General features: G+C 67.1%; 13 protein-coding genes and 1 tRNA gene. 12 read left to right on the forward strand and 2 right to left on the reverse strand.

The genetic code is table 11. From position 1 onward, the window contains the following. The first annotated feature begins 199 nt into the window (after window positions 1–199). From H5T65_00490 to H5T65_00540, 11 genes are all read left to right on the forward strand, one after another. On the forward strand, window positions 200–1,075 hold the full coding sequence (locus H5T65_00490; protein MBC7257704.1) for a tetratricopeptide repeat protein: 876 nt from the start codon (window positions 200–202) through the stop codon (window positions 1,073–1,075). A 24-nt stretch (window positions 1,076–1,099) separates the two neighbouring features. After that, window positions 1,100–2,620: a hypothetical protein gene (locus H5T65_00495; GenBank protein MBC7257705.1), complete on the forward strand. Its 1,521-nt coding sequence runs from the start codon at window positions 1,100–1,102 to the stop codon at window positions 2,618–2,620. Further along, window positions 2,621–3,862 carry a glycosyltransferase family 4 protein gene (locus tag H5T65_00500; GenBank protein ID MBC7257706.1) on the forward strand — a complete coding sequence of 414 codons (1,242 nt, stop codon included), beginning with the start codon at window positions 2,621–2,623 and terminating at the stop codon, window positions 3,860–3,862. Next, on the forward strand, window positions 3,852–5,258 hold the full coding sequence (locus H5T65_00505) for an O-antigen ligase family protein (protein ID MBC7257707.1): 1,407 nt from the start codon (window positions 3,852–3,854) through the stop codon (window positions 5,256–5,258). Before H5T65_00500 ends, H5T65_00505 begins: the two co-directional genes overlap by 11 nt. After that, window positions 5,255–6,055 (forward strand): WecB/TagA/CpsF family glycosyltransferase, encoded by an 801-nt coding sequence (locus H5T65_00510; GenBank protein ID MBC7257708.1) that lies wholly within the window; start codon window positions 5,255–5,257, stop codon window positions 6,053–6,055. The genes H5T65_00505 and H5T65_00510 overlap by 4 nt, the downstream gene beginning before the upstream one ends. Beyond that, on the forward strand, window positions 6,036–7,334 hold the full coding sequence (locus tag H5T65_00515) for an O-antigen ligase family protein (protein ID MBC7257709.1): 1,299 nt from the start codon (window positions 6,036–6,038) through the stop codon (window positions 7,332–7,334). The genes H5T65_00510 and H5T65_00515 overlap by 20 nt, the downstream gene beginning before the upstream one ends. 188 nt (window positions 7,335–7,522) lie before the next feature. Beyond that, window positions 7,523–9,841 (forward strand): PEP/pyruvate-binding domain-containing protein, encoded by a 2,319-nt coding sequence (locus tag H5T65_00520; protein MBC7257710.1) that lies wholly within the window; start codon window positions 7,523–7,525, stop codon window positions 9,839–9,841. Window positions 9,842–9,848: 7 nt separating this feature from the next. Next, entirely contained in the window at window positions 9,849–10,865 is a 1,017-nt protein-coding gene (locus H5T65_00525; GenBank protein ID MBC7257711.1) for a zinc-dependent alcohol dehydrogenase family protein, read from the forward strand. 18 nt (window positions 10,866–10,883) lie between these two features. Then, window positions 10,884–12,755 (forward strand): cation:proton antiporter, encoded by a 1,872-nt coding sequence (locus tag H5T65_00530; protein MBC7257712.1) that lies wholly within the window; start codon window positions 10,884–10,886, stop codon window positions 12,753–12,755. 105 nt (window positions 12,756–12,860) lie between these two features. Then, window positions 12,861–13,697, forward strand: coding sequence for an SDR family oxidoreductase (locus H5T65_00535; protein MBC7257713.1), 837 nt, complete (start codon window positions 12,861–12,863; stop codon window positions 13,695–13,697). 32 nt (window positions 13,698–13,729) lie between these two features. Then, window positions 13,730–14,626 (forward strand): HAD family hydrolase, encoded by an 897-nt coding sequence (locus H5T65_00540; GenBank protein MBC7257714.1) that lies wholly within the window; start codon window positions 13,730–13,732, stop codon window positions 14,624–14,626. Window positions 14,627–14,729: 103 nt separating this feature from the next. On the opposite strand, the gene H5T65_00545 is transcribed toward H5T65_00540, so the two are convergent. Together H5T65_00545 and H5T65_00550 are read right to left on the reverse strand one after the other, a co-directional pair. Next, a tRNA-Arg gene (locus H5T65_00545) sits at window positions 14,730–14,802 on the reverse strand. 192 nt (window positions 14,803–14,994) lie between these two features. Next, window positions 14,995–16,383: an aminotransferase class III-fold pyridoxal phosphate-dependent enzyme gene (locus tag H5T65_00550; protein MBC7257715.1), complete on the reverse strand. Its 1,389-nt coding sequence runs from the start codon at window positions 16,381–16,383 to the stop codon at window positions 14,995–14,997. Window positions 16,384–16,772: 389 nt separating this feature from the next. On the opposite strand from H5T65_00550, the gene H5T65_00555 reads away from it, so the two are divergent. Further along, window positions 16,773–20,012: a tetratricopeptide repeat protein gene (locus H5T65_00555; GenBank protein MBC7257716.1), complete on the forward strand. Its 3,240-nt coding sequence runs from the start codon at window positions 16,773–16,775 to the stop codon at window positions 20,010–20,012. The last annotated feature ends 10 nt before the right edge of the window (window positions 20,013–20,022 follow it).

The raw sequence follows: 20,022 nt of genomic DNA on the forward strand, positions 1-20,022 counted from the left end.
CCCCTGGCCCCCATCTCCCCGCACGCGGGGGAGAAGGGGGTGGCTGTGCGGGAGGACAAACATCCGCACTCTGAAGCGCGTCGCGGTCGCGGTTGCCGCGCCGGTTGCGGCGTGATATAATGCACCGCGCAACGGTGGATGCGGTCAACCCCTGGAGACGCGCAAGGTCTGGGATACGGTGTGGAGGCGGGTGAGCCTCATGCGCAAAGGCAGACGCGCAACCTTGGTGATATTGGCGCTCGTGGGCGTCATCGCGGCGATGGCGGTGGCGCGGCCGGCGCTGAGTCGGGGCTACAGCAATGCGGCCATGCTGGCCCTGTATCGCCATGCCCACCGGGCAGAGGGCGCCGCGTCCGACGGCGACCTGGCCCGCGCCGAGGCGCTCCTGGCGACGGCGCTGGCGCTGGATGCAGGGAACGCGGCGGCTCATCGCGGGCGCGGCTTCGTGCTCTGGCAGCGGGGCGCGCGCCAGGAGGCAGGCGCAGAGTGGCGTCGCGGCGGCATCCCCGGCGCCGATTTCACGCGCAGCGGGCGGCAGGCGCAGAAGGAGGGCGCCACGGCGCGGGCCATGGATTGGTACGACCGGGCCATCGCCACGGCGCCCGAGGCGGGCGAGGCCTACGTGCGCAAGGCTGTGCTGCACGAGGCCGCCGAGGACTGGCAGGCGGCTCTGGCCTTGTACGAGCAAGCCCTGGCCGTGGCCTCGTTCCCGGAGACGTGGATGGAGCGGCAGGCGCATCTGGGCCACGCCAATGCGCTGCGGAAGTTGGGTCGGCCTGACGACGCCCTCGCGGACTACGAGTGGTTGGTGGTCAATGCGCCCTACTACTGGGGCTACGTTCGGTTGGGCGAACTGGTCTGGAAGCAGGGCGATGCGGCCCGCGCCGAGCAACTGTTCCTACAGGCCATCGCCGTGGATCCCAGCATGAAGTGGGCGTACAGGGGGCTGGCGTCTCTCTACGAGGACACGGGACGGCTGGCGGACGCCGAGGCCATGTTCCGCAAGGTGCTGGAACTGGATCCCGACGACGACGCGGCGCGCCGCGGCCTGGAACGCCTGGCCCGCCAACCATGACAACTTGCCGTATAGGTTGACATAATGGCTGACCCCTCGCATGTGGAAGAAGGCGGTTCCCTCTCGTTTCTTGGCCGCTCGGCGGTGTTGAACCTGCTGTTCGGCACCGAGGCCGTGGCAAGTTTTCTGCTGGACGTGGTCATCGCGGCAGCCTTTGGGTTGGGCGCGCAATCCGACGCGCTGTATGCCGCTTATGCGCTGCCGCAGAAGGTGGGCCGCGGGATGTTCCAAAGCCTTACCAATTCGTTCATGGGGCTGTTCGCGGGCGAGGCGGACCGCCGCACGGCCTACCGCGAGGCCATCTCCGTCATCGCGGCGCTGGCGTTGCCGATCTCGGTGATCCTGTCGCTCACCAGCGCCTGGTGGCTGCCCGTTACCATCCCCGGCGCTTCGGCCGAGACGCGCCTGGCCGCCGTGCCGCTGGCGGCCATCCTGGCGTGGCTGTTGGCGTTTCTGGCGCTGGCCGAGACGTTCCGCGCCATCTACTACCACGAGGGCATTATGTGGCTCCCGACGGTGGCTCGAATCGCGGGCATCGCCTTGTCGGTCGGCTTCGTCCTGGGCGCGCCGGCGAGCCAAAGGTTGGCGCTGGCGGCGTGGGGATTGACGCTGGGCGCGGCGCTGGAGGCGGCGCTGGGCTTGGCGCTGATGCCCGCCGTGCTGAAGGTGCGGTGCGCCCCCGCATGGCCCACATCGGCCCGGCTGCGGGCCATGCTTGCGATGGTGGGCGTGCCGTTGGCCGGCCAGGGGGTCTATGTGGCCGCCACGCTGGGCGAGCAGATGCTGGCATCGCTCCTGCCGCCGGGTAGCATCACCGCCGCCAACTACGCACGGCGGATCATCAACACGCTGGAGCGGTTCGTGTTCCGCGGCTTTCTCATCACGACCATACGCCGCAGTGCAGGGCAAATCAGAACCGACTTCCGTTCCGAGTTTCGGCAGGTGATGTTGGTGGCCATACCGGTGGCGGTGATCATGCTGGCGCTGCCCGTGCCGCTGACGGCGGTGATCTTCGGGCGCGGGCAGTTCGGGGCGGGCGACGTGCAGACGCTGGCCCTGGCGCTGCAGATGTTCGCGCCGGCCGTGCTGGGCGAGGCGGCGACGCGCATCCCCAGCGGGCTGGCCTACGCGGCCAGGCGCTTGCGGGTTCTGTTCACGTCCGCCGTTCTATCGTCGGCCACGCTTCTGGCGTGCGAGGCAGTGCTCATTTGGGCGGGCCTGGGCCTGCGCGCGCTGGGGTTGGCGACGGCGCTGGCCAGTGCGGTTTCGTTCACCTGGCTCTACTTTGCGATGCTGCGCCCTGCCCGCGTGCAGATTGTGGACGGGCGCGGCGCGTGGCGGCTGGCGCTGGTGGCGGCAAGCGCGTGGCTGGGGGCGGTGGCCTTGCAGGCGCTGGTTCGCGCGGCCCTGGGTGGTCGCGTGCTCAATCTCGCCCTGCTCGCGGGCGGAATGTTAGGCTGCGGGGTGTTCCTGGCGGCGACGGCCTACGCGGTGGGGCTACGCGAGGTGCGCAAGGTCGTCGGGGCGCTCCGAGGGGTTCGTTAGATGAAGGTGGCGATTGTCTCGTACATCTATGACCTGCAGGCCGGGGGCGGGGCCGTGCGCTCGGCTCGGATGCTGGCGCAGGGCCTTGCGGACAGGGGCGACTCCGTGGCGGTGATTACAACAACGCGCGAGCGACGCCTGCGCGTGGAGCGAGAGGGGGATGTAACCGTCTATTCGTTCCTGCCCCGGAACCTGTACTGGGTGGGCGATAAGGACGAGCAGCCCATGTGGAAACGCGTCCCGTGGCAACTGCTGGACATGTGGAATCTCCATGCCTATCGGGTTGTGCGGGGCATCCTGCGTCGGGAGCGGCCCGACATCGTGCATGTCAACAAACTGCGCGGCCTGTCGCCGTCGGTGTGGGCGGCGGCGGGCGCCGAGGGTATCCCCATCGTCCACACGTGTCGCGACTACGAGTTGTTCAGCCCGGAGGGTACTCTTGAGAGCCGCGTGGGCGCGTGGGCCGAGAGGGGGACCTGGTTCATGCGCCCGTACTCGTCGCTGCGGGCGGGGCTGTCGCGGGCGGTGGCGGCGGCGGTGGCTCCCAGCCGCTACACGTTGGACGCGCACCTGCAACGGGGATTCTTCCCGCGCGCCACCTCGCGGGTGATCCCCAACTCGCATGGGCTGACGTTGCAGGCCTTGGAGCGCGTGCGCGCCACGTCGCGTGTGGCGGAAGGTCCGGACGTGCGGCTGCTGTACCTGGGGCGGCTGGAGCAGGCGAAGGGGGTGGACCTGCTGTGCGAGGCGGTCGCGGCGTGCGCGGACCGCTGCCCGAACCTGCGGCTGGACGTGGCAGGGTGGGGCACGCTGGAGGGGGCGCTGCGCCGGCGCTACGGCGGCCACCCGCGGATAGCCTTCCACGGCGCGGTGTTCGGCGAGGCGAAGGCGCGCCTGCTCGCCGAATGCGATGCGATGGTGGTCCCCTCGGTGTACCCCGAGATCTTCGGGAATGTGGTGGTGGAGGCCTATGCGTTTGGCAAGCCGGTGATCGCGGCGGCCTCGGGGGGGCTTCCGGAACTCGTGGCGCCAGGCGAGACGGGGTGGCTGGTGCCGCCGGGGGATGCCCGCGCGCTGGCCGAGGTGATCGGGCGCATCGCAGGCGAACCGTCCCTTGCGCGGCGCATGGCGCTCGCGTGTTTTGAGGCGGCGCGGCGATACGCGCTGGAGCGCGTGGTGGAGGAGTATCGCTCGCTGTATCAGGCCGTGCTTGAGGGGAAGGTTGGCGAGAATGCCCATTAGGTTCCGTGGACTGGCGAAGGGGGACGCAGGAGCCGGCGAGGATCGCCCGTGGCCTGTACCGTTCGTGTCCACGCCGTTCTCCGTTGACCTGATGCTGTTCCTGGCGTTGTGGCCGCTGTGGTGGATTTTGGGCGTGGAGCAAATCCTGCCGCCCTTGTTCTTGACGTGGGAGACGGCGCGGTACCTGTGGCAGGCGCGGGGCCGGTTCACCGTGAGCGCGCCCGTGGTGTGGGCGGGGTTGCTGGCGGCTTGGTGGCTGGTGCCCGCGTTGTGGGTGGATCGGGAATACGCCGACATCTTCGTGAAGGAGACTGCCGCGGCCTGGTCGCAGGTGATGATGCTGTTCCTCTTCGGGAATGCCGTTCGCACGGCAAAGGAATGGAACCAGGCGGCGCGGGGGTTGAAGTGGCTGGCGGTGTTTGTGGCCGCGGGGGGGCTGATCTACGCGCTGGGGCTGTGGCGCGGCGAGATGCTTTCTGCGGTGGGCAGGCTCCTGCCTGGCTACCTTGTGGAGTCTTCTACATTCTTCCGGTCTGTTGCGATTCGGCGGCTTGCCGTGGTTTCGGCAGAGGGGGCCGCACTGTTTCCTGGGCGGCTCACAAGCCTCACGCTGACGCCGTCTTCGCTAAGCATCATCTCCCTGCTCCTCATCCCGTTTGTGGCATGGCAGATGTCCGAGGCGAAGGGCCGCACGCGTGTCGTGTTGGGCCTGGCGCTGGCGGGGCTGCTCGTGTGCCTGGCCGGGGCGGAGTCGCGCGTGGCGTACCTGGCGTTCGGCGTGGGGCTGGCGGCGTTTGGCGTGTACGCCTCGCGATCGCTCAACAGGCGGGCAAGGACGGCCCTGTACGCGGGCGCGGCGGCCCTGGTCGTCCTGGCGATTCTGGGCATCGTCATCGGATTCGGGGGGCTGGACGACCTGTGGCGGGCCGTGGCCGTGGAGTGGCGGCCCGGCAGCATCTCGGTGCGGACGCGGGTTTACCTGGAGACGTTTCGCCTTCTGCCTGAACATCCCATCGCCGGCTGGGGCGTGCAGGCGCGGATTCCGGGCGTCCGCTCGTCGTTCTCGGCGGGAAGCCACAGCAGCATCCTGGCCATGGGTTTCCGGCACGGCGTGGTGGGGCTTGTGCTGTACATCGGGCTGTGGGTGTCCATCTGGCGCGAGATTTTCCGAGGGTTGAAACGGAGTGGCGCGTCGCAAGGGGCGCGCGGGTTCTGGGTCGCGGTGGCCATCGCGATGCTGTGCTTCAACGTCCGCGAACTGGCCGACGCTTGGTGGTGGGATCAGACGCTCACGATGACATTGTGGACGCTGTGGGGGCTGATCCTCGCTGCGAAGGTGAAGGACACTGTCTCCGCGGCGGGCCTCTCGCCCTCTGGGCAGGAGACGGGGAAATGAACGAGTCTTGGCATTCCATCAACCTCATCGGTGCCAAACTGACCTTGCTGGACTGGGATGGCCTTATCCGCACGGTGGCCGAATCCGTGCGTTCGGGGCGCAAAATCCTTGTGGCGTCGGGCAACGTGTTCTCGTTCAACCTGGCCTACGAGAAGCCGTGGTTCCGAGATTTCCTCAATCGGGCCAACATCGTGCGATTGGAGGGCGAGGGGCTTCGGTGGGGCGCGCGGGTTTTAGGCCATCGGACGCCGCGCCGTATCGTGTTCGCCGATTGGATATGGGATTTGGCCGACATGGCCGCGAGGGAGGGCTTTTCCTTCTTCCTGCTCGGCTCGCGCCCTGGCGTGGCCGACAAGGCCGCCGCGCGCCTTCGGGAGCGCTTCCCGAACCTGCGCATCGCGGGCACGCACCACGGCTACTTTGACAAGACGCCAGGTAGCGCAGAAAACGAGGCGGTCATCCAGCAGATCAACGCGGCCCGGCCCAACATCCTGTTTGTGGGGTTCGGGATGCCCCTGCAGGAGCGGTGGCTGGCCGACAACTGGGAGCGCCTGGACGTGAACGTGGCATTCACATGCGGCGCGCTGTTTGACTACGTTTCGGGCGAGTTGCGCCGCGCGCCCAAGTGGATGAACGACCACGGGCTGGAGTGGCTGGGGCGGCTGATCATTGAGCCGCGACGCCTGTGGCGGCGCTATGTCATCGGCAACCCGCTGTTTCTGTGGCGGGTGCTGAAGCAGCGGCTGCGGCAGGAGATGAGCGGCGGGCGAGGGCCAGATGAAGGCGGCGCGGCGTAGTTGGGCAGAGACGGCGGGCGCGGCGTTGATCGTGGCGGCTGCAGGGGCCGCAGCGGTTGCGCCCGCATTCGGCTGGGCGGCGTGTCTGGGCGTGGCGGCGGGGCTGGCCCTGATAGGCGTGGGGCGTGGCCTGCGGCGTCCGCCTGCCTGGGGCGCGATGGCGGTGCTCGCCGCGATGTCGCTGGTGTCGGCGGCGATCACGCAGACGCCCGACGCCACATGGCCGCGAGTCTGGCAGTTGTGGGCCGGCCTGGGGATGTTCTGGGCGCTGGCGGCGTGGGCGCGGACGCGCGAGCGCGTGGCTGCCGTTGGGGCGGGGCTTGCAGGCGCGGGGGTGGCGCTGGCGCTGGCGTCGCCCTTTGTGGTGAACTGGTTCACCGCGCGCAAGACATTCTTCCCGCCATCCGTGTATGCCCTGTTCCCGCGCCTGGTCAGCGACACGGTGCACCCCAATATCATGGCGGGGGCGCTGCTGTGCGTGATCTTCATCCCGCTGGCGTGGGCGCTGAGGCCCCCGACGGTGTCGGCGAGGCGAACCCTGGCCCGCAGGCTGTGGGGGGCGCGCGGCGTCTGGGCCGTAGCCTGCCTGCTGATGCTCGTGGTGCTGTTCCTCACGAAATCCCGCGGGGCCTGGGCGGCGTTCCTGGCAGGGGGCGCGATCCTGGCCGTGCTGATGGTGCGCCGACGCGCGGCGCTGGCGGCGGCCTTGCTCCTTGCGGCGGCGCTGGCCGCGGGCGTCGGCTACTGGGCGCTGGCGGGCGGGGCCTGGCAGCCGCCGATGGAGTCGGACATTCTGGACATATCCACCTTCGCGTTCCGTTTGCGGATGTGGCATTACGCCACGATGCTCATCGGCGACTTCCCGCTGACCGGCGTGGGCATGGGCGGGTTCAATGTGGCCCTGCGCGACCTGTACGGGTACGCGGCCTTCAGCCAGCCGGGAGCGCATAGCCTTTACCTTCAGGCGGCGCTGGATCTGGGGCTGCCGGGGCTTGCGGCGCTTGTGGCGGTGATGGCCATGGCCGCGTGGCGCGCCATCGTGGCCCTGCGTCGGCTGCGGGCGGCCGGCGACGACCTGTGGTCCCTGGCGGCCGGGGCCGTCGCGAGCCTGGCGGCCCTGCTGGCCCAGGGGCTGCTGGACGTGGCCGTGTGGGGCACGAAGGGCAGCGTCCTGCTTTGGGGGGTGCTGGCGCTCCTGTACGCGTTGGGCGGCGCGGGGAGCGCGTCGGACGCCGCATCCGCGCGCCGCGAGGCCGATTCGCCCACCCCGAAATCCTGACAGTAGGGCGGCTTTCCATATCCGCCGGGCAGGTATGGGAACCTGCCCTACGCTCTATGCTGGTCATCCCCGTTGTCGCGTTTCGTCAATCGGCGGGACTTTGTGTTACAATAGGTTCGGGATGACCGCGCCACAACGGGGCGCGCGGGCGGCGCGGACGGGTTGTATTATCCCAGCGTGAGGCCACCATGGACGAGAACGGGCGGTTCATGCCCAAGGTGTTGCAACTGTATCTGGAGATCAGCCAGTATCCCATCCTGGCGTCGCGAATCCGCGAGCGCATGCGCCAGGAACTGTTCTCGCGCGGCGTCATCTCGCAGGAGCGGTTTGAGGCGGAAGTTCGCGAGAAGGCCATCCTGTCGCAGCAGCGCGAGGGGCTTTCGGATCCGCTGGTGCAGGAGACGGCCGAGATGTGGAACGAGCGGCTGCGCCAGATTCGCGACACGCTTACCGATTTCTACTTCGCGTATAACTTGCCGCACGACCTTTTCCGCGGCATCGTGAGCGAGATCCTGGGGCCTCAACGCCTGACGGATGACGACATCCTGACCTTCAACCCCGAACTGGCGCCGTGGGACATCCTGTTCGCCAAAGGGGAGGAGTACGAGGCGTTGCCGCCGGAGCGGCGAGCGCGGATTCAACATCACCTGCAGGAGATCATCGTCGTCCTGCTCAAGGCGATGATCAGCGATCACCTGCAGTTCCTCGGCGTGGCGCGGGGGGTTTTCACCATCCGCGACCTGAAGGAGATACGCCAGCGCCGCATCGGTCGCGGGAAGATCGGGGGCAAGGCTGCCGGCATGCTCCTGGCCTGGAAGATTCTCCAGACCGATGACTCGGAGGTGGCCCGGCGACTACGCCCGCTGGTGAGCATCCCCGATTCGTACTACGTAGGCTCGGATGTCTATTACGACTTCCATGCCTACAATCACCTGTTGGAGTATATCAATCAGAAGTACCTGCCGCAGGCCGAGATTGAGGCGGCGTATCCGCGCATCTACGACGTGTACCGCCAGGGGCGGTTCCCGCCGGAGATCACCCGGGCGCTGCGCGACCTGCTGGAGGACATCGGGCCGGTCCCCATCATCGTGCGGTCTTCTAGCCTGCTGGAGGACAGTTTCGGCACGTCCTTCGCGGGCAAGTACGAGAGCCATTTCTGCCCGAATCAGGGCACGCTGGACGAGAACCTGTCGGCGCTCTGCGACGTCATCGCGCGCATCTACGCCAGCGTGGTGAACCCCGCGGCCCTGCTGTACCGCAAGAAGATGGGGCTGCTGGACTACGACGAGCGCATGGCGATCCTCATCCAGAAGGTGCAGGGCCAGCGTTATGGCCGCTGGTTCTTCCCGATGGCGGCGGGCGTCGCCTTCAGCCGCAACCCGTTCCGGTGGAACCCGCGCATCCGCCGGGAGGACGGGCTGGTGCGCATGGTCTGCGGGCTGGGGACGCGCGCCGTGGACCGGGTCCCCAACGACTACCCGCGCATGGTGGCCTTGAGCCATCCCAAGTTGCGCCCCGAGACGACCACCGAGGACATCCGCCGGTATTCCCAGCACTTCATAGATGTGCTGGACATGGAGGATAACGAGTTTCGTTCGCTGCCGATAGAAGAGGTGGTGGACGAGGACTACCCGCCGCTGCCCTACCTCGTCTCGTGGGATTATGGCGACTACTTCTCGCCCATGCGGCCCTTTGAGCGCGACACCAAAGTGCGGATGGTGTTCACCTTTGACCGCCTGCTGACGGAGACGAACTTCGCGGCCGACATGCGCGACTTCCTGGCGCTGCTGGAGCGGCGATACGGCCGTCCGGTGGACATGGAGTTCACGCTGGACCTGGCGCCGGACGGCGGGAAGCCCCGCGCCTACATCCGCCTGCTCCAGTGCCGCCCGCAGGCCAGCATGGCCGAAGCCGAAGGCGTGCAGGTGCCGGACATCCCCGAAGAGCGCGCGCTGTTCATCTCCCGGCGACTGGTGCCACACGGCAGGGTGGCCGACATCCGATACGTCATCTACATCCGCCCCGATGCATACGCGGCGCTGCCCTTGCCGTCGCAGAAGGCCGAAGTGGCGCGGGTGGTGGGGCGGCTCAATCAGAAACTGGCGGGCGAACGGTTCATCCTCATCGGCCCGGGGCGATGGGGTAGTTCTAGCATGGACCTGGGCGTGAAAGTGTCCTACGCCGACATCTACAATGCGCGGATGCTGGTGGAACTTGGGATTTCGGGCACAGACGCCACCCCGGAGGTCTCCTACGGCACGCACTTTTTCCAGGACTTGGTGGAGGCGCAGATATACCCGCTGGCGATCTTCCCCGACGCGCCCGGCGCGCTGTTCAGGACGGAGTTCTTTGAGGGCAGCCCGAATGCGCTGGCGGACCTGCTGCCCGAAGACGCCCGCTGGGGCGATGTGGTGCGGGTGCTGGACATCCCCGCGCTGACGGGCGGCAAGCGGCTGGAGGTCGTGATGGACAGCGACGAAGAGATGGCTGTAGGATTTCTGAGGTAGGTGGGCTATGCGAGCCATGCTGTTGCGACACATCGGCCCTGTGGAGACCGCCCCGCTGGAGGCGGTGGAACTGCCCGATCCGCGCCCTGGCTCCGGCGAGGTGCGCATTCGGGTTCGCGCGTGCGGCGTGTGCCACACGGACTTGCACACGGTGGAGGGCGAGTTGCGCCTGCCCAGGTTGCCCCTCATCCCCGGCCACCAGATCGTGGGCGTGGTGGACGAGGTGGGCGACGGCGTGGGGCATCTGGAATTGGGCCGGCGAGTCGGCGTGGGATGGTTGGGCTGGACGTGCGGCGTGTGCGCGTTCTGCCGCAGCGGGCGCGAGAACCTGTGCGAGCGCGCGCAGTTCACCGGCCTGCACCGCGACGGCGGGTACGCGGAGTACGCCGTGGCCGATGCGCGGTTCGTGTACCGCCTGCCCGAAGGGTTTTCGGACGTGGAGGCCGCCCCGTTGCTGTGCGCGGGGATCATCGGTTATCGGGCGCTTCGGCTGAGCGGCGTGCAGCCCGGGCAAAACCTGGGCCTGTACGGGTTCGGCGCGTCGGCGCACATCGTGCTGCAGATCGCGCGCCATTGGGGGTGCCGGGTGTACGTCTTCACGCGGGGCGCGGGACATCGGGCGCTGGCGCGGGAGTTGGGCGCGGTGTGGGTAGGCGGGGCCGAGAACGATGCCGGGGCGCGAATGCATGCGAGCATCATCTTCGCGCCGGCGGGCGCGCTGGTGCCACAGGCGTTGGCGGCGCTGGAAAAGGGCGGGACGCTGGCGCTGGCCGGCATCACCATGAGCGACGTCCCGGCGATGCCCTACGACCTGCTGTACCACGAGCGCACGGTGCGGAGCGTGGCCAACAGCACGCGGGAGGACGCCCTGGGGCTGCTGGAGGCCGCCGCGCAGGTGCCCGTGCGCACCGAGGTGGAGACGTATTCCCTGGGCGACGCCAACCGCGCACTGCAGCGCCTGAAGGCGCGGAAGGTCCAGGGTGCTGCTGTGCTTGTGGTAGGGCCGCCAGGCCGCAATGAGTAGACATAACGCGGAGAAGACATGGGAGAGACAACCTTTGTGCCGTTGTTTCTGATAACCGTCCTGGCGGCAGCCGTTCCCCTCCTATCCACCGCTTTCCGCAGGATTCAGATTCCCATCGTCGTGGGCGAGATTCTGGTGGGCATGATCATCGGTAGGAGTGGCCTGAACCTTGTGCACGAATCGCCCTCACTGGCTTTCCTGGCCGAATTCGGTTTTGCGTTCTTGATGTTCCTGTCGGGCCTGGAGGTGGATTTCACGGTGCTGGTGCCTCAGAATCGGCCATCGTCTTCGGAGCGGCGGCCAGTCTCCCCCGTCATGCTTGGCAGTTTGATCTTTATGCTTACGGTTACTCTCTCGGTGGTGGTTTCGTTCTGGTTCGCTGCTATGGGGCTGATACGGACGCCAATCTTGATGGGCCTGATTCTCAGCACGACATCGTTGGGGGTTGTGGTGCCCGTGCTGAAGGAACGGCGCATGATTTCGTCGGCGTACGGGCAGACGATCCTGGTGAGCGCCCTTCTCGCCGATTTCGCAACGCTTCTGCTCATCAGCGTGGTGGTGGCCATTCAGCAGCGGGGATTGACGCCAGACTTGCTGTTGGTGTTGGTGCTGGTTGTGGCGTTTTTCGTCCTTCTGCGGGTGGCGCAGGCTCTCCAGCGCATAGGCGTGGTGAGGCGGGTCATAACGGAATTGTCTAGCGCTACGGCGCAAATTCGGGTGCGGGGGGCGTTTGCCCTCATTGTACTGTGGGTGATGCTGGCCCAGGCTCTGGGGCTGGAGATTATCCTGGGGGCGTTCCTGGCCGGCGCGTTGGTGAGCCTTCTGGGCGGGAACCGAGAAGCGCCCCTACGAGAGAAATTGGAGGCCATCGGATTTGGCTTTTTCATTCCGATATTCTTCATCATGGTGGGCGTGCGCTTTGATTTAGGGTCGCTGGTGAATTCACCAGCGGCATTGGTGCTGCTGCCGGTGCTTTTGGTTGCGGCGTATGTGGTGAAAGTAGCGCCTGCGTTGTTGCTGCGCATGCGGTTCTCGTGGCGTGAGGCGCTGAGCGCAGGGCTGCTCCTGTCCTCGCGGCTGTCGCTTATCATCGCGGCGTCGGCAATTGCCCTGGAGTTAGGGACAATATCCGAGGCTGTGAACAGCGCGATCATTCTTGTGGCCATCGTTACCTGTACTGCTTCGCCGCTGCTCTTTCTGCGGTTTGCCCCGCGGGTGGAAGAGAAGGCGCGCCGGGGGGTTGTCATCGTGGGGGCGAGCGAACTGGGGCTCCTGGTGGCACGACGGCTGGCGGCAGAACAAATGCCCGCTACCATCGTGGGGCGGGACGAGGCGCGGATCGCAGTGGTGCGGCAACAGGGATTTGCGGCAGTGCACGGCGACCCGTTGGAATCGCGCACTCTGGAGCAGGCAGGCATCGCCAACGCGGAGGCGGTGGTGTCCGTTTCCAGTAGGCCCGAGGTGAATTGGCATGTGTGCAGCGTGGCGCTGCATGTGTACGGGGTGCCTACGGTGGTAGCCTGGGCCGACCGCGCCGAGGATGCCAGGGCGTTGCAGGATATGGGGGTGCTGGTGGTGCAGCCGGCGATGGCGACGGCGCTGGCTCTTGAGGGTGCTTTGCGGTTCCCGAGCGCTTTTGACCTGATTGCCAACAAGGAAGACGAAGCCGAACTAGGAGAGTCGGTGATCTGCGATGCCGCGCTTGATGGGGTACGCCTGCGCCACCTGACGATACCGGGGGGCGCGCTATTGATCGGGATTCGGCGCGATGGCGAAGTCATCGTGCCGCACGGCGACACGCGCCTGCGCCTGAACGATGTGGTGATGCTGGTGGGGCCACGGGATGCTGTGCGCGAGGCCTGCGAGTGGTTTGAGGGGAGATGTAAGTAGGCGGTTGTCAGCACGGCGGCCCGCCATTTGACAGAAATGAGAACGTGTGCAACAATCGCTGCGGATCGCATATCTCGGTGATTCTTGTAGCGAGAGGAGGAGCCTATGGACACGGAATATCTCATTTCTTTGTTCGGCCTCCAGGGGAAGACGGCTTTCATCACAGGGGCCGGGGGCGTGCTGTTCAGCAGCGTGGCCCAGGCGCTGGCCAGGGCAGGCGCTAACCTGGTGATCGCGGATGTGGCCGAGGAGGCGGCGAGGGCGGTGGCGCAGCGGTGCGCCGCGCTGGGGGCCGAGGCCATCGCCGTGAAGGTGGACGTGCTGGACCGCGGGAGCGTAGAGCAGGCGCTGGAGGCGACACTGGCGCGGTTTGGGCGCGTGGACATCCTCATCAACGGCGCGGGCGGCAACAAGCGGGAGGCCACTACGTCCAAGGACCTGTCGTTCTTTGACCTGCCCGAAGCCGCCTTCCGCTGGGTGTTTGACCTGAACCTCATGGGCACGGTCATCCCGTGCCAGGTCATCGGCCGGCAGATGGCTCGCCAGGAGTCGGGCGTGATCTTGAACATTGCGTCCATGGCGGCGATCCGCCCGCTCACGAACGTGGTGGCGTATTCGGCGGCGAAGGCGGCCGTGGTCAACTTCACCCAGTGGCTGGCGACCCACATGTCGCAGAACTACTGCACCCAAATCCGCGTCAACGCGCTGGCCCCCGGCTTTTTCCTCACCCATCAGAACCGCTACCTGCTGGTGGACGAGCAGACGGGGCAGTGGACCGAGCGCGGCAAGACGATTCTGGCGCACACGCCCATGGGGTGCATGGGCGACCCGGAGTTTGACCTCATCGGCGCGGTGTTGTGGCTGGTGTCGCCGGCGGCCCGTTTCGTCCATGGCGCGGTCATCCCCGTGGACGGCGGATTCGCGGCGTGCAGCGGCGTGTAACGTTCACGAATCTCACTGTCGGAGGCGAAGTCATGGCAATCGTACCCGAGGCCGCAAAACCCCTTGTGGAACTGAAGCCCGCCCGCGAGTTCTTCGTCGGGATAGACTCCGATGGCTGCGTGTTTGACACGATGGAGATCAAGCACAAGGAGTGCTTTATCCCCAACATCATCCGCTACTGGCGGCTGCAACCGGTGTCCAAGTACGCGCGGGAGGCGGCGGAGTTCGTGAACCTGTACTCCAAGTGGCGGGGCATCAACCGCTGGCCGGCGCTCGTCATGGTGTTTGACCTGCTGCGCGAGAGGCCCGAGGTGCAGCGACGCCACGCTGTCATCCCCGAAGCGCCGCAGATTCGCAAGTTCATCGCGTCGGGGCGCCCGCTGAGCAACGATTCGCTCAAGGAGTTGGTGGCCGAGACCCACGATCCCGAGTTGACCCAGGCGCTGGAATGGAGCCAGGCGGTGAACCGCACGATTGAGGAGATCGTCTTCGGCGTGCCGCCTTTCCCCTACGTGCGCGAGAGCCTGGAGATGATGGCGCAGCACGCGGATATGGTCGTTGTGTCGCAGACGCCCACCGAGGCGCTGGTGCGCGAGTGGCAAGAGCATGGGATAGACGGCTACGTGCGGGCCATCGCGGGGCAGGAGATGGGCACGAAGGCCGACCACCTGCGGTATGCGGCTGGCGGCAAGTATCCCGCGGGACATGTGCTGATGATCGGCGACGCGCCCGGGGACTTGAAGGCCGCCCGCGCCAACAACGCGCTGTTCTTCCCCATCAACCCGGGGCGCGAGGATGAGTCGTGGGAGCGGTTCTACAAGGAGGGTTTCCCGCGTTTCCTGCGCGGCGAATTCGCCGGCGACTACGAGGCCGCGCTGATTCGGGAGTTTGAGGCGCTGCTGCCCGAGACGCCGCCGTGGAAGCGGTAGGCGGCGGGGACATTTGCGTTCACTTGCGGCTCGCGCTGTCCGCAAAACAAAACGAGCACAGAGTTGGTGCGCCGCAACTCTGTGCTCTTCTACGTCCGACAGGTACCCCCGGAGCGACTCGAACGCTCGCACCCGGCTCCGGAGGCCGGTGCTCTATCCACCTGAGCTACGGGGGCATCGCGACAAGTCTAGCACAGAAGGCCCGATTTGGCAAAAAGCCTGCGCGAGGGTGGTAACCGCGAATGGCGCGAATCTACGCGAATGTAGAACAGGGATTGCTCCGGGACTTCAACCGTCGCCACGGCGGGCGCCAACAGGCGAGCGGGAGATGGGGATGCGCGCGCTCATCCCCCGCGCCCGCCGGGCCGCTACAGGTGCGGCTTGATGCGCCGGGCCACGCGGCGGCAGGCCTCGCGCAGGAATTCCAGGTCGGCTTCGGTGTGGGCCGTGCTCAGGGCGCCCAGTCCGTGCACGACGTGGACATCCTCCAGCAGCAGGGCGGTCTGGAGCACACGGTCGCGCAGCGCCACGTCGCACTTGCTGGGGTCGTACACGTCCTCGGGGCTGTTGAATTCCACCGCGTTGTCGTAGGGGAAATGGAGCATGGCGAGGGAACTGCCCGAGAAGGCGCCGCGCGGGTCGCCGGTGCAGCGGGCCAGAATCCCCTCTTCGGCGAATGCCGCCTCCATGATTTGGCGCGTCTTCGCCCCGAGTTCGGCCAGGCGCGGGTAGATTGTCGCTTCGTTGGCCGCCAGGTGCTCCATGACGGTTTTGGCCGCGACCATGGAGGACGGATGCGCCGAGTACGTGCCGCCGGTGAAACGCACGCGGTTGCCGCCGCCGGAGCCGGCCAGGGCCAGGATGTCGGCGCGGCCGGCCACCGCCGCCACGGGCATCCCCCCGCCGACGATCTTGCCGAAGGCCGCCAGGTCTGGCCGCACGCCGTAGAGCGCGCCCAAGTCGCCGGCGCGGAAGCGGAACCCCGCGATGACTTCGTCAAAGATGAGGACGCTGCCATAGCGCTCGGTGAGGGCGCGCGCCTCGCGCAGGTACTCGGGCGTGGCGGGGATAAACCCACCCGCCCCGATGAATGGCTCCACGATGAAGCAGGCGATGCGGTCGCCGTATTGGGCGAACATGTCTCGTAGGTGTTGGGGGTCGTTGAAGCGGGAGACGAGGGTACTCTCGTCAATGATGCCGGGGAAGCCCTCCGTTTCCATGTGGGCGAAGCGAGTGGCATCGCGGAAACTCACGCCCTTGAGGCCCCAGGGCTGGGCGCCGTGCCAGCCCCCGCCCACCTTCAGCACCAGGTCGCGGCCCGTGTAGGCGCGGGCCAGGAGGATGCTGTACATGGTGGCCAGCGCGCCGCTGGTGGTGAATCGGACGCGCTCGGCGCCCGTCTGCCGACACAGAATCTCCGCGGCTTCCACGTGGGCGCGGTCTTCAAATCCGGTCTGGAGGCCCTGGCCGTCTTCCAGCGCGCGGGCCACCGCCGATACGATGACGTCGGCATTGTGGCCCAGGATGTTGGCGTAGTGCCCCTGCCAGAAGTCCAGAATCCGATGGCCGTCCTCATCCACCACCCAGGCGCCCTTCGCTCGGACCGGGCGGGGCGGGAAGGGCGTTACCGAACGGCGCGCGTGGCTCATGCCGTCCACGATGCAGGCTTTGGCCCGCTCGTGGAGCGCCGCCGATTTCGGCGAGTGTCGCCGGTACTCTTCCGAAAGTTCCGCCAGCAGTTTCGTGTGATCTCTCATAGCCACCTCCAAGGCTGCGACGAGTCTTGTCCGGGGGTGAACCCTCGCGGATAGTCCCCAGTGTAGCACAGGGGGCGGCGGACGGCAAAGCGCGTCGCCCCGTGCGGGGTGGTGGATATATTTGGGCGGAGATTGGTTAGACCGATGAGCGGCAGCACGAAACGGATGGAGCGTAGCAGGTTTCCATACCTGCCCCCGTGCCCACGGCGGCTATGGAAAGCCGCCCTACGAACTGTGCAACCGCGAATAACACGAATCCACGCGAGTAGGGGACGTGGGACGCACCTCCGAGGTGCGTCGCACGTTGGATCCACGCGAACCTGCGCGAAGAGAGCAGGCCCCGCGCGGGGCGACCTTGCGCCTGCGGCAGCAGAGGTTATAATAGAAGCATGTTGGCGGACACGCTCATCCTGCAGACGAAACTGATTCCTCCCAAGCCCCTGCAGCCGAATCTGTACAGGCCGCGCCTGTCGGAGCGCATCCTGCGGTGCTTGCAGCATCGGGTTACGCTGGTGCAGGCGGCCACGGGCTATGGCAAGTCCACGGCGCTGGCCCAGGCGCTGGCGGGCGGCAAGGTGCCGCTGTTCTGGTACAGCGCGGCGGAGACCGACGCCGACCCCGTCGTGTTTCTCCTGCACGTCGTGTCGGCCCTGCGCCTGCAACTCCCCGAAGTCGCCGATAGCACCCTGGCGTTCCTGCGGCAAGGCCCTGCAGGGGGGCCAGCCTCGTGGCGGCGGGCCGCCGACATGCTCATCAACGAGATCGCCGACGACCTGCGCACCGAGAGCGCCCTGGTGATTGACGACTTCCACCTGGTCGGCGATACGCCTGACATCGCGTACATCGTTACCCGCCTGGCCGATTACCTGCCCCCCAATGTCCACCTTATCATCAGCGCGCGCCAGCGTCCCGCCCTGCTGCCCCTGAACCGATGGAAAGTCAAAGGCCACCTGCTGGAGGTTGGCGCAGAGGACTTGGCCTTCACGGTGGATGAAATAGACGCGCTCTTCCACACGCAGTACAGGGTGCAACTGGCCCCCGCCGACGTGGAGCGCCTGGCGCGCGAGACCGAGGGCTGGGTGATCGCCCTCCAGATGATCTGGAAGGCTCTGGAGTCGGGGTCGGTGAATTCGCTGGGGGAGGTGTGGGCGGCTTTGCCCGAAGCGTTGGACCCGCTCTTTGACTACCTCGGCAAGGAGGTCCTCCACCGCGCCTCTCCTGAACGCCAGCACTTCCTGCTGGTAACCAGCGTTCTTCGCTCGCTGACGCCCGAAGGATGCGATGCGATGCTGGGGTGGAGCGGCTCGGAGACGATCCTGCGCGGCCTGTGCGACGACGGGCTGTTCGTGTATCAGACAGGCCCCCACGAGTATCGCTATCAGCACCTGTTTCAGGATTTCCTGCAGGAGCAACTTGCGGGGCATGGCCTGTCCAGGAGCGCCCTACATCGGCAGGCGGCGCGGTTCTACATGGAGAAAGGCGCGACCGCAGAAGCGGTGGTCCACTATCTGGCCGCCAACGATTTTGTGGAGGCAGCCGAACAGATTGCCACGCTCGCCGAGGGGATGATTCGCACGGGCCGATTGGACACGCTGCGGAACTGGATATCCGCACTGCCCTATGCCGTGCTGGAGGATGCGCCTCTGCTGATGGTGTGGCTTGGGGATACCTACCGCCTGGGTAGCCGATTTGAGGAGGCCCTGGAGTGGTACAGCCTCGCCGAAGCCCGCTTCCGCGCCACGGGCGACAATGCAGGCTTGAGCCGCGCGCTGCGGGCGCAGGGGGCGGTGTACCTGGACACGGTGCGCCCGCTTCGCGCGGAGGCTCTTCTGGAAGAGGCGCTTCGCCTGACCGACGAGAAGGATCGGCGCGAGCGCGCGGCCCTGTTGGAGGCGCTGGCCGAGAATCGCACGAACCTGGGGCGACTGGATGAAGCCAAGGCGCTGCGACAGCAGGCGCGCGAACTCCTGGCGTCGGATGGCCCCAGCGCCGCCGACTTGGATGTGCGCGTCCTCCTGCGCACGGGGCGCATCGCCCAGGCCCAGGCCCTGCTGGAGGAGCGCGCCGCCGAGGAGCGGGCGCTGCCGCCCCATCGCCCGGCCCGCGCCCACCGCGAGACGCTGCTCCTGCTCTCGCTCATCTACGCGTTCCGTGGGGAGCCGGAAGCCACGCTGCGCTGCGCCGAGGATGGCATTGAGGTAGGCCGCGCGTTACAATCGCCGTTCGTGGAGGCGGTGGGGTACATGCGGCTCGGGCATGCGCTGCAAATCGGCAAGCCGCGCCCGGATGAGGCCGAAACCTGCTACCGGAAGGCCATCGCCCTGGCCAAGTCGTTGCAGGTCTCCCGCGCGACCGTGGAGCCGCTGTGGGGTCTGACGCGGCTCTACGGGTTCTTCGGCGACGTGGGGCAAGCAGAATCGTGCGCGCGGGAAGGGATAGACATCGCCCTGGCCGCCGGCGACGAGTGGATCGCGGCGTTGGTGCGGCTGACGCTGGGGGCGGTGTACATCCATGCGGGCCGGATCCAGCAGGGCATAGACGAACTTGCGCGGGCCGAGACGGCGTTTCTCCGTTGCTCCGACGCCTTCGCGCGCACTGCCTGCCGCCTGTGGTTGAGCCTGGCCTATCTGCAGAGTGGCGACCCTGCGGCGTTCGCCTTGCACACCGACGCGCTCCTGCGCCTGGTGCAGGAAAACGACTGCGCGCATCTGCTCACGCGGCCCAGTTTTCTGGGGCCAGCCGACGCGCAGCGGTGTATCCCCCTGCTGATGGAGGCGCGGCGGCGGCGCATTCACCCGGCCTACGTGTCTCGGCTTCTGGAGAGCCTGGGCGTGGCCGAGTTTGAGTCGCACCCAGGCTATTCGCTCACGGTCAGGATGCTGGGGCCGCTGCGTATTTGGCGAGCGCAGGAGGAGATCGCGCCGCGCGAGTGGCAGCGCGAAAAGGCGCGGCAACTGTTTGCGCTCCTGCTGGCCCATCGGGGCAAGTTCCTGCAGCGCGACCAAATCCTGGAGTACCTGTGGCCGCGTTCTGACCCGTCGTCCGCCGAGGTTGGCTTCAAGGTTGCGCTGAACGCGCTGAACCGCGCGTTGGAACCGCAGCGCCCGGCGCGCTCGGCGGGGTTCTTCGTGCTGCGTAAGGAATCGGCCTACGGACTCAACCCGGCCGCCGCTGTGCTCACCGACGTGGACGAGTTTGAGCAGTACCTGGCCCATGCCGAACAGGAAACCGAACCGCGCAGAACGATTCGCCTGCTGCGGGAAGGGTTGAGCCTGTACCGAGGGGACTATCTGAGCGACTTTCTGTACGAGGAGTGGACGCTAAGGGAGCGGGATCGCCTACGCCAGGCTTTTGTGCGGGGGGCCGCCCGCCTGGCCGGACTCCTGGCCGACTCCGGCGACTGCGACGAGGCGGTGTCCTGGTGCCGGCGGGCGCTGGCCGTGGATAACTGCTGGGAGGAGGCGTATCGCGTGTTGATGCAATGCTACGGCGCCCAGGGCAACCGCGCCATGGTCATCCGCACTTTTGAGGAGTGCGAGAGCACGCTTCGCAGCGAATTGGACGCGCCCCCGATGCCGGAGACGATAGACCTGTACCGGCGCCTGGTTGCCGAGGAGCCGCCCCGCTAGCGACGTGGGG

The organism is Chloroflexota bacterium (assembly GCA_014360805.1).
Taxonomy (GTDB): Bacteria; Chloroflexota; Anaerolineae; order DTLA01; family DTLA01; genus DTLA01.